Origin of the sequence: Bradyrhizobium sp. McL0616 (genome assembly GCF_049993385.1) — a bacterium.
Classification (GTDB): Bacteria; Pseudomonadota; Alphaproteobacteria; order Rhizobiales; family Xanthobacteraceae; genus Bradyrhizobium.
On record NZ_CP188255.1, the window covers coordinates 897107 to 910863 of the forward strand.

The 13757-nt window shown below is 63.4% G+C and carries 14 protein-coding genes; 7 read left to right on the top strand and 7 right to left on the bottom strand.

Features of this window, described 5'->3' with window-relative positions:
- Window positions 1-13: 13 nt before the first annotated feature.
- From ACPPVR_RS04335 to ACPPVR_RS04345, 3 genes are read left to right on the top strand one after another with little or no spacing between them, the layout of a single operon-like run.
- The gene (locus ACPPVR_RS04335; RefSeq protein WP_426613031.1) at window positions 14-1018 is read left to right on the top strand and encodes an ABC transporter substrate-binding protein; all 1005 of its coding nucleotides are present in this window, start codon (window positions 14-16) and stop codon (window positions 1016-1018) included.
- Window positions 1019-1034: 16 nt separating this feature from the next.
- The gene (locus ACPPVR_RS04340) at window positions 1035-1808 is read left to right on the top strand and encodes an ABC transporter ATP-binding protein (protein WP_426613032.1); all 774 of its coding nucleotides are present in this window, start codon (window positions 1035-1037) and stop codon (window positions 1806-1808) included.
- Window positions 1801-2625: an ABC transporter permease gene (locus ACPPVR_RS04345; RefSeq protein WP_426613033.1), complete on the top strand. Its 825-nt coding sequence runs from the start codon at window positions 1801-1803 to the stop codon at window positions 2623-2625. The genes ACPPVR_RS04340 and ACPPVR_RS04345 overlap by 8 nt, the downstream gene beginning before the upstream one ends.
- Before the next feature lie 107 nt (window positions 2626-2732).
- On the opposite strand, the gene gtdA is transcribed toward ACPPVR_RS04345, so the two are convergent.
- Window positions 2733-3773, bottom strand: a complete 1041-nt coding sequence (gene gtdA / locus ACPPVR_RS04350; protein ID WP_426613034.1) for a gentisate 1,2-dioxygenase — start codon at window positions 3771-3773, stop codon at window positions 2733-2735.
- An 88-nt stretch (window positions 3774-3861) separates the two neighbouring features.
- On the opposite strand from gtdA, the gene maiA reads away from it, so the two are divergent.
- Entirely contained in the window at window positions 3862-4494 is a 633-nt protein-coding gene (maiA, locus tag ACPPVR_RS04355) for a maleylacetoacetate isomerase (protein ID WP_426613035.1), read from the top strand.
- Entirely contained in the window at window positions 4484-4996 is a 513-nt protein-coding gene (locus tag ACPPVR_RS04360) for a MarR family winged helix-turn-helix transcriptional regulator (RefSeq protein ID WP_426613036.1), read from the top strand. Before maiA ends, ACPPVR_RS04360 begins: the two co-directional genes overlap by 11 nt.
- Before the next feature lie 15 nt (window positions 4997-5011).
- Here ACPPVR_RS04360 and ACPPVR_RS04365 read toward each other — a convergent pair whose 3' ends face one another.
- From ACPPVR_RS04365 to ACPPVR_RS04385, 5 genes are all read right to left on the bottom strand, one after another.
- Entirely contained in the window at window positions 5012-6625 is a 1614-nt protein-coding gene (locus ACPPVR_RS04365; RefSeq protein WP_426613037.1) for a benzoate-CoA ligase family protein, read from the bottom strand.
- Complete coding sequence (locus ACPPVR_RS04370; RefSeq protein ID WP_426613038.1) at window positions 6622-7761, bottom strand: FAD-dependent monooxygenase; 1140 nt, start codon at window positions 7759-7761, stop codon at window positions 6622-6624. Before ACPPVR_RS04370 ends, ACPPVR_RS04365 begins: the two co-directional genes overlap by 4 nt.
- Window positions 7762-7952: 191 nt before the next feature.
- Window positions 7953-8168 (bottom strand): hypothetical protein, encoded by a 216-nt coding sequence (locus ACPPVR_RS04375; RefSeq protein WP_426613039.1) that lies wholly within the window; start codon window positions 8166-8168, stop codon window positions 7953-7955.
- A 111-nt stretch (window positions 8169-8279) separates the two neighbouring features.
- Complete coding sequence (locus ACPPVR_RS04380; RefSeq protein WP_426613040.1) at window positions 8280-9092, bottom strand: cysteine rich repeat-containing protein; 813 nt, start codon at window positions 9090-9092, stop codon at window positions 8280-8282.
- Between the two features lie 157 nt (window positions 9093-9249).
- On the bottom strand, window positions 9250-10251 hold the full coding sequence (locus tag ACPPVR_RS04385) for an NADP-dependent oxidoreductase (protein ID WP_426613041.1): 1002 nt from the start codon (window positions 10249-10251) through the stop codon (window positions 9250-9252).
- Window positions 10252-10460: 209 nt separating this feature from the next.
- Here ACPPVR_RS04385 and ACPPVR_RS04390 point away from each other — a divergent pair, with 209 nt between their 5' ends.
- A complete protein-coding gene (locus ACPPVR_RS04390) occupies window positions 10461-11756 on the top strand; it encodes a dicarboxylate/amino acid:cation symporter (protein ID WP_426613042.1) in 1296 nt (431 codons plus the stop codon).
- Between the two features lie 12 nt (window positions 11757-11768).
- Window positions 11769-12689 carry an amino acid ABC transporter substrate-binding protein gene (locus ACPPVR_RS04395; protein ID WP_426613043.1) on the top strand — a complete coding sequence of 307 codons (921 nt, stop codon included), beginning with the start codon at window positions 11769-11771 and terminating at the stop codon, window positions 12687-12689.
- Between the two features lie 75 nt (window positions 12690-12764).
- On the opposite strand, the gene ACPPVR_RS04400 is transcribed toward ACPPVR_RS04395, so the two are convergent.
- Window positions 12765-13568, bottom strand: a complete 804-nt coding sequence (locus ACPPVR_RS04400; protein ID WP_426613044.1) for an ATP-grasp domain-containing protein — start codon at window positions 13566-13568, stop codon at window positions 12765-12767.
- Window positions 13569-13757: the final 189 nt, after the last annotated feature.

Genomic DNA, 13757 nt, shown 5'->3' on the forward strand with positions numbered 1-13757 from the left:
GAGAGGAAACGGGATGATCGGGATTGCGCGGCTTGCGCTAGCCAGCCTGGTGGCCATCATGGCGATGGGCACGGCCCGGGCCGAAGACGCGCTGAAGGCCAAGGTCGGCGTGCTCCGCCTGTCCTCCTCCGCACCCGTCTTCATCGCCCAGGACAAGGGCTATTTCCGCGAGGCCGGCCTCGACGTCGAGCTGAAATTCTTCGATGCGGCGCAGCCGATCGCGGTCGCGACCACCTCGGGCGATATCGATTTCGGCGTCACCGCCTTCACCGCGGGCCTCTACAATCTCGCCGGCAAGGGCGTGCTGAAGGTGATCGGCGGCATGAGCCGGGAGAAGGCCGGCTATCCCCTGATCGGCTACTTTGCCAGCAACAACGCCTATGCCGCCGGCCTGAAGACGCCGAAGGACCTCGCGGGAAAACGCGTCGCGGTGACGCAGGTCGGCTCGTCGTTTCACTATTCGCTCGGCCTGCTCGCCGACAAATATGGCTTCAAGCTGTCTGATGTGAAGATCATCCCGCTGCAATCGCTGTCGAACGCGGCCGCCGCCCTCAAGGGCGAGACCGTCGATGCCGCGCTGCTGCCGATCTCCACCGCGCGCAAGCTGCTGGATGATGGCGGCGCAAAGTTCTTGGGCTGGGTCGGCGACGAGACGCCCTGGCAGCTTGGCGCGGTGTTCGCCTCGCCCAAGACGCTGACCAACAAGGTGCTGGTGACAAAGCTGCTCGGCGTGCTCGCAAAAGCCGATCGCGAATATCACGACGTCATCCTCGTCGCGATGAAGGATGGCGTCGCGCCGGTCAACGAGCAGACAAAACCGCTGCTGGGGATCGTCGCAAAGTACACCAATCTGCCGCTCGAGCAGGTGGTCGGCAACTGCGCCTATATTGATCCGGACGGCAAGCTCGACGTCAAGAACGTCGACAACCAGATCAAATGGCTCCAGGAGCAGGGCTTTGCCGACAAGGGTTTTGACGCGAATACGATCATCGCCAGGGATTTTGTGAAGGCGGATTGAGAGTAGAACGCAGCACATGGACCTGATCGCCAACCACATCTCTCATCGCTTCGGCGATCTCGCCGTGCTCGACGACATCTCTTTCACGGTCAGCGCCGGCGAAGTCGTGGCGATCGTCGGTCCCTCAGGTTGCGGCAAGAGCACGCTGCTGTCGATCCTCGGCGGGCTGTTGCAGCCGACGTCGGGCGCGCCCGAGCTGCGCGGCACGCCGCCGGCGGACAGCCTCAATCCGCTGACCTTCGTGTTCCAGGATTTTGCGCTGCTGCCCTGGGCCAATGTGGAGGAGAACGTCGAGTTCCCGCTGCTGCACACCCAGCTCTCGGCAATCCAGCGCCGCGCGCTGGTCGAGGACGCCTTGCGCCGCACCGGCCTGACCGATTTTCGCAAAACCTATCCGAAGCAGCTTTCCGGCGGCATGCGCCAGCGCGTCGGCATTTCGCGCGCGCTTGCGGTGAAGCCTGCGATTTTGCTGATGGACGAACCGCTCTCGGCACTGGATTCGCAGACGCGTGAGCTGCTGATGGAGGATTTCGTCCGCCTGCTGGCCGATGGCGGCATGGGCGCGGTCTATGTCACGCACAATCTCGAAGAGGCCGCGAGGCTTGCCGACCGCATCGTGGTGCTGTCGCGCCGGCCGGGGCGCATTCGTGAGGTCGTGACCGTGCCGATGACGCGCACTGAGCGCGGCGAAATCGCTGCGCGTGAACAGCTGCTCGCGCTTCAGAACCAGATCTGGTCGCTGATCCGCAACGAGGCGATCGATGCCGAGCGCGAGGTTCAGCATGCTTGATCGCGCGACGACGGAGACGCCGGGGAAGAACGAAGCCACGCGGCGCGTCCGCTTCCGCGGCGCAGGCTTCGTGCCTGCGTCGAGCCGTTTCGGCGGCTGGATTGCACTCGCGCTGGTCATCGCGATCTGGCAGGCGGCCGGCAGCGCCGGTGTTGTCAATCCGCTGTTCCTGCCGGCGCCGTCGGCGATCGTGCGCGCGATCTACGAGCTCGCGATCTCCGGCGCGCTGTGGCAGCACCTGTCCGCTTCGCTGCTGCGCATCGGCGTCGGCTGGCTGCTGGGAACCTCCGCCGGCATTGTGGTCGGCTTCGCCATCGGCCTGTCACGGCTCGCGCGCAGCGTCGGCATCACCTTCATCTCGGCGCTGTTCCCGATTCCGAAGATCGCGCTGCTGCCGCTGTTGATCCTCTGGCTCGGCATTGGCGAAGAGCCGAAGATCGCCACCATTGCGCTCGGGGTATTTTTCTCGACCGCGATCTCGGTCTATAGCGGCGTCGATGCGGTGCCGCGCAACCTGATCCGCATGGCGCAGAGTTTCAACGTTCCCTTTGCCACCATCGTGCGCAAGGTGGTCTGGCCGGGCGCGCTGCCCGCGATCCTCGCCGGTTTCCGCATCACGGCGTCGGTGGCGCTGCTGCTCGTCGTCAGCGCCGAGATGATCGGCGCGCAATATGGTATCGGTGCGTTTGTGCTCCAGGCGGGCAATCTGATGCAGACGGATCAGCTGCTGGCAGGCGTGGTGATCCTGTCGGTGTTCGGGTTGTTGGTGGGCAGGGTGATCAATCTGCTGGAGACGCGGCTGCTGCACTGGCGGTAGCCATACTCCGTCATTGCGAGCGCAGCGAAGCAATCCAGAGCCTTTCCGCAGTGGCAGTCTGGATTGCTTGGCTGCGCTCGCAATGACGGTGTGACTAACAGCGTAGCCTAAACATTCCCGCGATCTTCCCGGAGCAAATCCAGCTTCTGCTGCACCGGTCGATCCGAGAAGCTGAACAGCACGGCATCAGAGTCGGCCTCGTGCGTCACCCACTGCCAGCTCGGCACCACGAACAAATCGCGCGGGCCCCATTCGAAAACGGCATCGCCGATGCGGCTGCGGCCATGGCCTTCGATCGGACAGAACACGGTCGCATCCGTCGAACGATAGCGCGCGGCCTTGAAACCCTTCGGCAGCAGCTGGATGAAGGTGCCGATGGTCGGCATCGCGAAATCACCGGTCTCGGGATTGCTGAACTTCAGCTTCAATCCGTGGCAGGCGTCCCACTCCTGGCTCGCACGAGCCTTTTCCAGCGCCTCGCGCGTATAGGAATAGGGGTATCTGAAGATCGGCGAGGTCTTCGAACTCCGCTTCACGTCGACCGGCAAAAGGTTGTGGCCGTAGCGCGCAAAGCTGTCGCCGGCGGGCCTCGTGATCTTCTGCTGGTCTTCCTTGGAGCCTTCCGCAAAGGAGCAGTCGAAGAACTGCACCAGCGGGATGTCGAGGCCGTCGAGCCAAAACATCGGCTGGTCGGTTTCGTTGGAATGATCGTGCCAGGTCATCGACGGCGTGATGATGAAATCGCCGGGCTCCATCGCAGTGCGTTCACCGTCCACCGCAGTGTGCGCGCCCCTGCCTTCGAGCACAAAGCGCAGCGCTGACTGGCTGTGGCGATGCGCGGGCGCGACATCGCCGGGCACCACCATCTGCACACCGGCATAGAGCGAGGTGGTGATTTTGGACTGGCCGCGCAGGCCGGGGTTCTCCAGCACCAGCACGCGCCGCTCGGCTTCCTTGGCGGTGATCAGCTTGCCCGCTTCCGTCATGTAATCGCGGATGACGTCAAATTTCCACAGATGCGGCCGGCAGGCGCTCTTTGGCTCCGGCGTGATCAGATCGTTCATCACCGTCCACAGCGCGGTGAGGTTTTCGCCGTCGATCTTCTTGTAGAAGGCTTCGCGTTCCGGCGTCTTGGTCACGGCTTCCATGGGGCGGCTCCCGTTCGTTTTGTTGATTGACAGTATACTTACAGTCTAGGTAGCGTCAACGTGACGAACAAGAATGAGGGAGGGTTTGATGAAGCTGCACGGCTATTTCCGCTCCAGCGCCGCCTACCGTGTCCGGATCGCGCTCAACCTCAAGGGCCTCGGCGCCGAGCATTTGCCACATCACCTTCGCAAAGGCGAGCAATGCGCGCCCGCCTATCTCGCCATCAACCCGCAGGGCCTGGTGCCGGCACTGGAGGATGATGCGGGCGCGGTGCTGACTCAATCGGTCGCCATCATCGAATGGCTCGACGAAACGCACCCGAATCCGCCGCTGCTACCGGCGGAACCTCTGCAACGCGCGAAGGTGCGCGCCTTCGCACTGGCGATCGCCTGCGACACCCATCCGGTGCAGAATTTGAAGGTGCTGGCGCGGCTGCGCGAGCTCGGTCTTGCTGAAGACAAGGTTCAGGAATGGGCGGCGTGGGTCAACCGCGAGGGGCTGTCGGCCTGTGAAACGCTGATCAGGGACGAGCCCGGCGCGTTCTGCTTTGGCGATGCTCCGACGCTCGCCGATCTCTGTCTGGTGCCGCAACTCGCCAATGCGCGGCGCTTCGGCGTCGATGTCGCCGCCTATCCGCGTCTGCTCAAGGCGGAAGCCGCCGCGAAAGCGCTGCCGGCATTTGCCAATGCCGCACCGGAGAAGCAGCCCGATGCCGAGTAAGTCTGCTCCTCCAATCACGATCAACGCGGTCTATGCCGCGCCGGGCTATCTGTTCCGGCGCATGCAGCAGATCGCGGTCTCGATCTTCATGGAGGAGTGCAAGGCGTTTGATCTCACGCCGGTGCAATATGCGGCACTGATCGCGATCCACACCCATCCCGGCATCGACGCGACGCGACTGTCGGCGGTGATCGCCTTCGACCGCTCGACGCTCGGCAGCGTGATCGAGCGGCTTCAGGCCAAGGACTATATCGAGCGCAAGCCGGCGCCCGAGGACAAGCGGATCAAGCTGCTCTATCTGACCAAGCCCGGCGCCGCGATCCTGCGCGAGATCATCCCCGCCGTTGAGCGCGCGCAGGCGCGGATGCTGGAGCCGCTCAAGCCCACTGAGCGCAAGGCGCTGATGGGACTGCTGGTGCAGCTCGTCGATCTCAACAACGAGGCGTCACGGGTGCCGCTGCGGGCGGAGGATGCGCTGGAGCATCTGGGCAAGGCGGGGTGAGGCGCCGCCCTTGCCTCACATCCGCAGCAACGCCTGCCGATCGATCTTTCCCGTGCCCGTCTTCGGCAGCTCGTCGATGAAGATCACCTCGCGCGGATATTTGTAGGGCAAAAGCTTGCCCTTCACGTAGTCCTGGAGCCGCCGCGTCGCCTCGCTCTGGTCGACGCCGCTTCTATTCATCACCACCACGGCCTTCAGCGTCATCCGCCGGTCCGGCAGCTCGGCGGCGAACACCGCGCATTCGCGGATGTCGGGGTGATCGGCGAGGCACAGCTCGACCTCGAGCGGGTAGACCCACTGGCCGGAGATCTTGATGAGATCGTCGGCGCGGCCGCGGAAGAAGTGGAAGCCGTCGCTGTCGCGCACGAAGCGGTCGCCGGTGTAGATCCACCCCTCTTCACGAATGGTCTCGGCGGACTTGTCCGGCCTGTTCCAGTACAGCGGGGTGTTGGAATCGCCGCGCACCCACAAGATGCCTTCCTCGTCGTCGCCGACGTCGCGGCCGTCCTTGTCTCTGAGCGCGACCTCGTAGCCGGGTACGCGCAGGCCCGCGGCGCCGAGCTTCCTTTTCTCGGGACTGTTGGAGAGGTAGATGTGCAGCACTTCGGTCGAGCCGAGGCCTTCGACGATTTCAAGTCCGGTCAGCGTCTTCCAGCCGTTGAAGACCTCGGCCGAAAGCACTTCCGCTGCGGACAGTGCCATGCGCAGCGACGAGAAGTTCGTTTCGGCGGCGCCGTCGGCCTTGGTCAGGGATGTATAAAGCGTCGGCAGCCCGAAGAAGACCGTCGGCTCATACTGCTCGATCGCTGCAAAGATCGCAGCGGGCTTCGGCTGTCCCGGCAACAGCAGTGTCGCCGCACCCGCCGAGAACGGGAAGGTGACGGAATTGCCAAAACCGTAGGCGAAGAAAATCTTCGGCACGGAGAAGCAGATGTCGTCTGGCGTCAGCTTCAGCACGTTCTGCGCAAAGGCGAGTTCGCTATAGGCCATGTCATGCTGGAGATGCACGATGCCTTTGGGACGGCCGGTCGAGCCGGAGGAGTACATCCAGAATGCCATGTCGTTGCGATGCGTGTCGGCTTCCGCGAGCTTGGTCGGAAACTGTGGAAGCCAGTCTGCTGCGCCGATAGCGTTCGGCGCGACGTGATCGCCCACATCGCCATTGACGACGATCAGCGTGCGCAAGCTCGTGTCCTTGCAGGCCTCGGCATTGAAGCGCGCGCAGAACTCGGACTCGGCCACCGCCACGCTCGCACCGGAATCGGCGAGATAGAATTGCAGCAGATCCGGCGGCGTCAGCGTGTTGATCAGCAACGGCACGAAGCCGGCGCGTACCGCACCGAAGAACGCTGCCGGATAGGCCGGGGTGTCGTCGAGGAACAGCAACACGCGATCGCCCCGCTTCAGCCCGAGCGAGGCGAAGCCGGTGCCCCAGCGGCCAGCGTCCGCGCAGAGCTCGGCATAGGTGCGCGTGCCCGCGGGGCCAATGAGGGCGAGCTTGTCGCCACGCCCTTTGGCGAGATTGTCGAACAGCACGCGACTGGCATTGTAGATGTCCGGAACGGCAAAGCCGATCTCGCGGGCGCCCGCGCAGTCGGCGGGCACCTGGTCGCGAACCTCGCCGCTCATGCCCTGTCTCCGCCGTTCTTCTCGGCCTCGTAGCGCGCCATGAAGGCGGGCGACATCGCGCGCAGGCGGGAGTCGTCGATGCGGCCGGAGCGGGTGACGTAGCTATAGGCAAAGTCCAGCAGACCAAGCTGCATGTGTTGGGCAAAGTGCTCGTACCAGAAGGCGCTGGTGCGGGCAGCGTTGACGAGCTTCTGCACCACCGGCTTTCGCGCCGCCTGGTAGCGATGCAGCGCCGTCGTCAGATGCACATCCGATTCCAGCGCCTTGACCAGCGCAATGGCGTCCTCGATCGCGAGCCGCGTGCCCGAGCCGATCGAGAAATGCGCCGAATGCAGGGCATCGCCGATCAGCACCATGTTCTTGAACGACCAATGCTCGTTCCAGACCCACGGAAAATTGCGCCAGACCGATTTGTTGGAGACCAGGCAATGGCCGCCGAGCGTATCGGCAAACACCTCCTCGCAGACGCCCTTGGACTGCTCGACGTCCTTGTAGGCAAACCCATAGGCCTGCCAGGTCGCATGATCGCACTCGACCAGGAAGGTGCTCATGGTCGGCGAATAGCGGTAGTGATGGGCGTTGAAAGCGCCGCGGTCGGTCTTCACAAAAGTCTGCGACAGCGTGTCGAAGCGCTTCGAAGTGCCGTACCAGACGAATTTGTTGGAGGAGTAGGACAGCGAGGTGCCGAAATCGCCCTCGTAGGCGCGGCGCACCAGCGAGTTCAGTCCGTCCGCAGCCACGATCAGATCGTGGCCGTCGAGCTGGTCGATCGCGTGAATCGGCGTGTCGAAGCGCGGCGTGACGCCGGCATCGAGCGCGCGCTGCTGCAGGAACTGCAAGAGCTCGAGCCGGCCGATCGAGGAGAAGCCGACACCGTCGAGGGCGACGCTGTCACCGTGGAGGTTGAGCGTGATGTTCTCCCAGCTCTCCATATATGGCGCGATCGCATCGACTGTCTCGGGGTCGTCGGCGCGCAAAAATTCCAGCGCCTGTTCGGAGAACACGACGCCAAAGCCCCAGGTCGCGTCGGCCGGGTTCTGTTCGAACAGGTCGACCTGATCCTCGGGGTGACGCTTCTTCCAGAGATAGGCGAAGTAGAGCCCACCGGGCCCCCCGCCAATCACGGCGATCCGCAACGTCTACCTCCCTAATTGACAGTATACTTACTATCTGGGGCTAGACTAATGTGCTCCGGCCTCCCACGCCAGCGGAATCATCGGCGAAGCGTCGGCGCACCGGAACTCGTTCTCGGACACAATTTTCGCGCGTGCCCGAAACCATCAGTTGCGAAACATAGCCAAACCGCGCCGGATTGACTACCCGCGCGTCAGACGCAGCGCTTCACGTAGACCCCGTTCACCAGCACCCTGGTGCAACGGACCACCGGTACCGGCTTGCGGACCACCACGGCGGCGTTCGGCCCGGCACATCCGGCGCGATAGACGCCGCGGGCGCACACCACTGCATTGGCATCGGTGGTCTCAAAAATCATCGTCGCCGCGAAGGCGAGGAGCGCAGAAGCGATAAGCAGCAATGAACGCATGTTGTTCTCCCGGTCTTTCGTGATCGAAATCGGATATCGGCAAAGGTTTGCCGTTTCAGGCGCGCGAAAATTCAATCACGCGCGCAGTCATTCATTATTGCGCGCGTCGTCCTAACGGGCCGCGAACGGTGCCAGCACGTCCTTGCACCCGGGCGACAGCGACGCGGCATTGCTCGCAATGCATTGCACGATGCTACCGCCACCAGGCGCCACGCCGGCGCACAGCGTGCGGATGTCGGCGCCGCAGGCGGACCGGATGATGAACAGTTCCTCGCGCGGCCGCAGCGGCCGCAGCGCGATCACGGAGGGCGCCGCGGCAGGTGCAGCAGCCGGTGCCGCGCCCGCAGCAGGTGTGGCAGCTGCCGCACCACCACCCGCGGCAGCGCTCACGGCCTTCGCGCAGGCTGCCGACACCTTCGCCTTGTTCTTCTCCAGACATTCGAGCGCAGGCGCGCCGCCCGGCGGCACGCTGGCGCATACCTTTGGATAGTCGGAGCGGCAGGCGCTCTTGACGGCGGAGACCTGTGCGCTGCTCGGTTGTTTTGGCGCGGCGGCTTTCGGAGTGGCTGCGGCGGCGGGCTTCGCCGCAGGCTCGGCGGCGGGCGCAGTTTCCGTCTTCGCTGGTTCAGATTTGGCTGGCGCAGCCTCGGTCTTGGGCGCGGCGGCGGCCGGCTCGACCGCGCGAACCGCGGTCTGGCATCCCGATGACAGGCTCGACATGTGGCTCTGGAGACATTGATATGCCTCCACGCCGCCGGGCGTGACGCTCGAGCAGTGCGCCATGAAGTCCGAGCGGCATGCAGACCGGATGGCGCTCTTCTGAGCCTCGGTCGGTGCTTGCGCGAATGCGCTTGTTGCAGTTGCGAAGAGTGCTGCCACCAGCAACGCCTTTCGCGTCGAAACATGTTTCAACGTGTTGAACATCTGCGTGAATTCCTGCCCTGTCGGTAACGCCGACGATTTTTCTAAATGTGATGCAAGCGCAATCGTCGCGAGCATTGCCTCGCGCGCGATATCTTTGGCCGCTTTGGCCACTACCGCAAGTAGATAATACCTGCGCAATTGCGAAGTAATTACGTCGTCAGAGCTTGACCATGCGCTTGCCGCGATTCTCGCCCGCGAGCAATCCGATCAATGCCTGCGGCGTGTTCTCCAGCCCATCGATGATGTCCTCCTGCACCTTCAGCTTGCCGGATTTCACCCAGGCCTGGAGCTCGGCGAGCGCGCGCTGGCTCTCCTTCATGTAGTCCATCACGATGAAGCCTTGTACGACGAGCCGCTTCACCACGATCAGGCCGGGCACGCCACGCGGGCCGTGTGCCGACGGCGCGCCGTCATATTGCGAGATCGCGCCGCAGCAGGCGATGCGGCCGTAATTGTTCATCTGCGGTAGGCAAGCTTCCAGAATGTCACCGCCGACATTGTCGAAATAGACGTCGATGCCTTTTGGCGCAGCTGCGCGCAGCGCCTTGAACACCGCGCCGTCCTTGTAGTCGACGGCGGCATCGAAGCCGAGCTCGGAAGTCAGCCAGTTGCACTTGTCCGCGCCGCCCGCGATGCCGATCACGCGGCACCCCTTGATCTTGGCGATCTGTCCGACGATCGAGCCGACCGAGCCCGCGGCCGCCGAGACCACCACGGTCTCGCCTTCCTTGGGCTTGCCGATCTCCAGCAGGCCGAAATAGGCGGTGAGACCGGCGATGCCGAACACGCTGAGCAGATGCGTCATCGGTTCGAGCTTCGGCATTTTGGTGAGATGCTTCGCCGGCACCGCGGCATATTCCTGCCAGCCGGTGTCGCCGAACACGATGTCGCCGGGCGCAAGCCCCGGCGTCTTCGAGCTGACCACCTCGGCGATGCCGCCCCCGGCCATCACGCTGTTGGCCTCGACGGCTGACCGATAGGTCGCGCCGTGCATCCAGGCGCGGTTGGCCGCGTCGAGCGAGATGTAACGCACGCGCAGCAAGGCTTCGCCGTCCTTCGGATCGGGCATCGCAGCTTCGACCATCTTGAAGTGCTCGGGACCGAGCTTGCCGCTGGGCTTTTCCACCAGAAGAATTTGGCGATTGGCGCTGCCGGTCATGGCGTTTCCTCTCTGATTGTTTGACGATTATTGATGCAGCTGCCGCAAACAAAACATGCAAGCAGCATTCATTGTGCGCTGCATGAAGGCTAGATCGCTGCGTCCAGTTTCGCAACGGGAACATCCCACCTCCGCACCCTCCCGCCAAGCGTGTTGCGTCCCTGTCATATCTGCGACATCATGAAGCGCCGGTGTAGTGGGGGTCACTAATGTCGAACAGGTTTACGCAATACATCTTGGTGGCGATGGTGCTCGGCATCATCATGGGCTCGGCGATCTTCAATTTCCTGCCCGATACGCGGGGCGACTGGGCCTCGTCCATCAACCTGGTCGCCGTGATTTTCCTGCGCCTGATCAAGATGATTATCGCGCCGCTGGTATTCGCGACCCTGGTCGGCGGCATCGCGCATATGGGCTCGGGCTCCAAGCTCGGCCGCATCTTCGCCAAGACCATGGGCTGGTTCGTCAGCGCTTCCTTCGTGTCGTTGCTGCTCGGCCTCGTGATGGTCAATTTGCTCCAGCCCGGCGCCAACTTCCCCGGCACGCTGCCGGACAAGGCGCAGTCGACCGGCCTGCCGGTCTCGGCCTTCTCGATCGAGAAATTCCTGACCCATCTGATCCCGACCTCGATCGCGGACGCGATGGCGCAGAACGAGATCCTCCAGATCGTGATCTTCGCCGTGTTCTTTTCGGTGGCGATGGGCTCGATGCCCGAACGCTCCAAGCCGATCCTGGCGCTGATCGATGACCTCGGCCACATCATGCTCAAGGTGACGAGCTATGTGATGCTGTTCGCGCCGCTCGCGGTCTGGGCCGCCATCACCGCGACGGTCGCCAAGAACGGCCTACTGGTGCTGTGGAAGCTCATCGTGTTCATGGGCGGCTTCTATCTCTCGCTCTTCATCCTGTGGGGCATCCTGGTGATGGTCGGCTTCATCGTGATCGGGCCGCGCTACAGCCATCTCCTCAGGCTGATCCGCGAGCCGCTGATGATCGCGTTCTCCACCGCGAGCTCGGAAGCGGCCTACCCGAAGACGCTGGAGGGCCTCAACCGCTTCGGCGCGTCGTCGCGAATCTCGAGCTTCGTGCTGCCGCTCGGCTATTCCTTCAACCTCGACGGCACGATGATGTACTGCACCTTTGCCAGTATCTTCATCGCGCAGACCTATCACATCGAGATGTCGCTCTCGACGCAGTTCGCGATGCTGGCGACACTGATGATCACCTCCAAGGGCGTCGCCGGTGTGCCGCGTGCCTCCCTCGTGGTGATCGCCTCGACGCTCTCGCAGTTCGGCATCCCCGAGGCGGGGCTGTTGATGATCATGGGCATCGACACCTTCCTCGACATGGGCCGCAGCGCCACCAACGTGATCGGCAATTCGCTCGCGACCGCCGTGGTCGCGAAATGGGAGGGCGAGCTCGGACCCGAGCACGCAATGGGACCGGGCGATGTCGTGCCGGGCGACATGGTCCCCGGCGAAGTGCCCGCAATGGCCGGCCACTGACGGGAGTGCGTCATGCGCCCTTTGACGGCGATTTCAGGCGGTCTGTTGCTGGCAGCGTGCCTGCTGGCAACCGGTGCCTCCGCCCAGACCGGCGGCAGCGACGGGCTTAGCCCGACGCTGCTTGCCATCAAGAATGCACACACCGTGCGGCTCGGCTATCGCGAGAGCTCGCCGCCGTTCTCGTTCCTCGACCAGGCCAACCGTCCGATCGGCTACAGCCTCGAACTCTGCGAGGCCATCGTCGAGGAGATCGGCGTCGAGGTCGACGATCCCAATCTGAAGATCGACTACGTCAAGGTCACCTCGGACGATCGCATCGACGCGGTGCTCCAGAACAAGATCGATCTGGAATGCGGCTCGACCACGGCCAATGCCGAGCGCGGCAAGCGGGTTGCGTTCTCGCCGCTGATGTTCGTCGCCGGCACCAAGCTGATGGTGCCGAAGGCATCAAACGTCCAGGCGCTGACCGACCTCAAAGGCAAGACCATCGTGGTGACGAAGGGCACCACCAACGAGCAGGCGATCCAGGCGGCCGACAAGAAGTCCTCGCTGGGGCTGAATATCGTCGTCGGTGCCGATCACGAGCAGTCGTTCCAGATGCTCGCCGACGGCAAGGCCGATGCGTTCGCGACCGACGACATCCTCTTGTCCGGCCTGATCGTGCGCCACAAGGCGCAGGACAAATTCCGCGTCACCGGCGACTATCTGTCCTACGACCCCTACGGCATCATGTTCCGCAAGGGCGAGCCGCAACTCTCAGCCGTGGTCGATCGCACCTTCCGCAAGCTCGGCTCCAACCACGACCTGGTCCCGCTCTACAACAAATGGTTCATCGCGCGCATGCCGACCGGTGAGCGGATGAACGTGCCGATCTCGCTGCAACTGGAAGAAGCCTTCAAGGCGATGGACGATTCCGCCAGCGCGAATAATTAGAAGTGGTGGTTCATACCCTCCCCTCCGGGGGAGGGTGGGTAGGCCGACGGCGCGGTAAAATGCGGCTCCTACTTTTCAGCGCTGCTCGCCAAACACCCGATCCAGCGCCGCATCATACGTCGCCTGCACCAGCTCCGGATGCAGCTTCCCCAGCGCCTCCATCATCACGCCGGAATTGATCTCCAGCACGCGCCACGCGCCATCGACGCGGATCACGTCGATCGAAGCGAAGGCGATGCCGATGGCGTCTGCGGCGTCGATCGCGAGTTTCACGCAAGCCGCGCGGGCCTCGCCGTCCTCGAGGAGCACGGGCTGTGCGCCTGCATCGAGATTGTGCCGCCAATCCAAGCCACGCTGCTTGCTGTAGACGGCGAGGGGCACATCATCGAGCAGCACCACACGAACCTCCTCCTCGATCGCGACATAGGGTGAAATCACGAGCCCGGCGCTCATCGAAAAGACCTCGCCAACTGCGTGGTCGAGCTCTGCCTCCGTCGCTACCCGGAAGACAGATCGTCCCGACGTCCCCTCGTTCGGCTTCACCACCACGCCCTGCGGATTGTCGGGAAGCAGCCGAAGCATTGCCTCTCGCCAGGCGTCGCCAACGACGTTCTTGCCCAGCTTCGGATTGAGGAAGAGGTGATGGGGGATGCAGGGCACGCCCTCCAGCGCCAGCGCCTCGGCGGTTGCCGATTTGTCGTTGGCGAGGCGGTGCGCAATCGCGCTGTTGAGGCCGATATCGTAGCCAAAGGCGAAGCGGCGCATTTCGCCTCGGCGCATCGCGATCAGCCAGCCGCCGGCGCGGACATCGACGGCAATGCCGTGCTGTGCGCAATAGCGCCTGATTGCCTGGACGAAGATCCGTTCGCTACTTGCCATGTCTTCAAGCGTTCCCGTCGCCAAATGCCGCAAAAATGCGGGAAATGGCGTCATACAGGGATGAAAGTCGGAGCTATTCTTAATGAAATTATCGCGAGCGCGACGGAAATTAAGTGCTGCGATCAAGCCTCAAAGAGAAAAGAAATTACCCTCCGCGCGTGCCCGGCAGCAGATTCATTAACAATGCGG

Coding starts and splice junctions, on each gene's coding strand:
- ACPPVR_RS04360 (WP_426613036.1), top strand. CDS start 4,484: ATGCCGAGTAAGTCTGCTCCTCCAATCACGATCAACGCGGTCTATGCC.
- ACPPVR_RS04365 (WP_426613037.1), bottom strand. CDS start 6,625: ATGAGCGGCGAGGTTCGCGACCAGGTGCCCGCCGACTGCGCGGGCGCC.
- ACPPVR_RS04380 (WP_426613040.1), bottom strand. CDS start 9,092: ATGTTCAACACGTTGAAACATGTTTCGACGCGAAAGGCGTTGCTGGTG.
- ACPPVR_RS04335 (WP_426613031.1), top strand. CDS start 14: ATGATCGGGATTGCGCGGCTTGCGCTAGCCAGCCTGGTGGCCATCATG.
- gtdA (WP_426613034.1), bottom strand. CDS start 3,773: ATGGAAGCCGTGACCAAGACGCCGGAACGCGAAGCCTTCTACAAGAAG.
- ACPPVR_RS04345 (WP_426613033.1), top strand. CDS start 1,801: ATGCTTGATCGCGCGACGACGGAGACGCCGGGGAAGAACGAAGCCACG.
- ACPPVR_RS04385 (WP_426613041.1), bottom strand. CDS start 10,251: ATGACCGGCAGCGCCAATCGCCAAATTCTTCTGGTGGAAAAGCCCAGC.
- ACPPVR_RS04375 (WP_426613039.1), bottom strand. CDS start 8,168: ATGCGTTCATTGCTGCTTATCGCTTCTGCGCTCCTCGCCTTCGCGGCG.
- maiA (WP_426613035.1), top strand. CDS start 3,862: ATGAAGCTGCACGGCTATTTCCGCTCCAGCGCCGCCTACCGTGTCCGG.
- ACPPVR_RS04390 (WP_426613042.1), top strand. CDS start 10,461: ATGTCGAACAGGTTTACGCAATACATCTTGGTGGCGATGGTGCTCGGC.
- ACPPVR_RS04395 (WP_426613043.1), top strand. CDS start 11,769: ATGCGCCCTTTGACGGCGATTTCAGGCGGTCTGTTGCTGGCAGCGTGC.
- ACPPVR_RS04340 (WP_426613032.1), top strand. CDS start 1,035: ATGGACCTGATCGCCAACCACATCTCTCATCGCTTCGGCGATCTCGCC.
- ACPPVR_RS04400 (WP_426613044.1), bottom strand. CDS start 13,568: ATGGCAAGTAGCGAACGGATCTTCGTCCAGGCAATCAGGCGCTATTGC.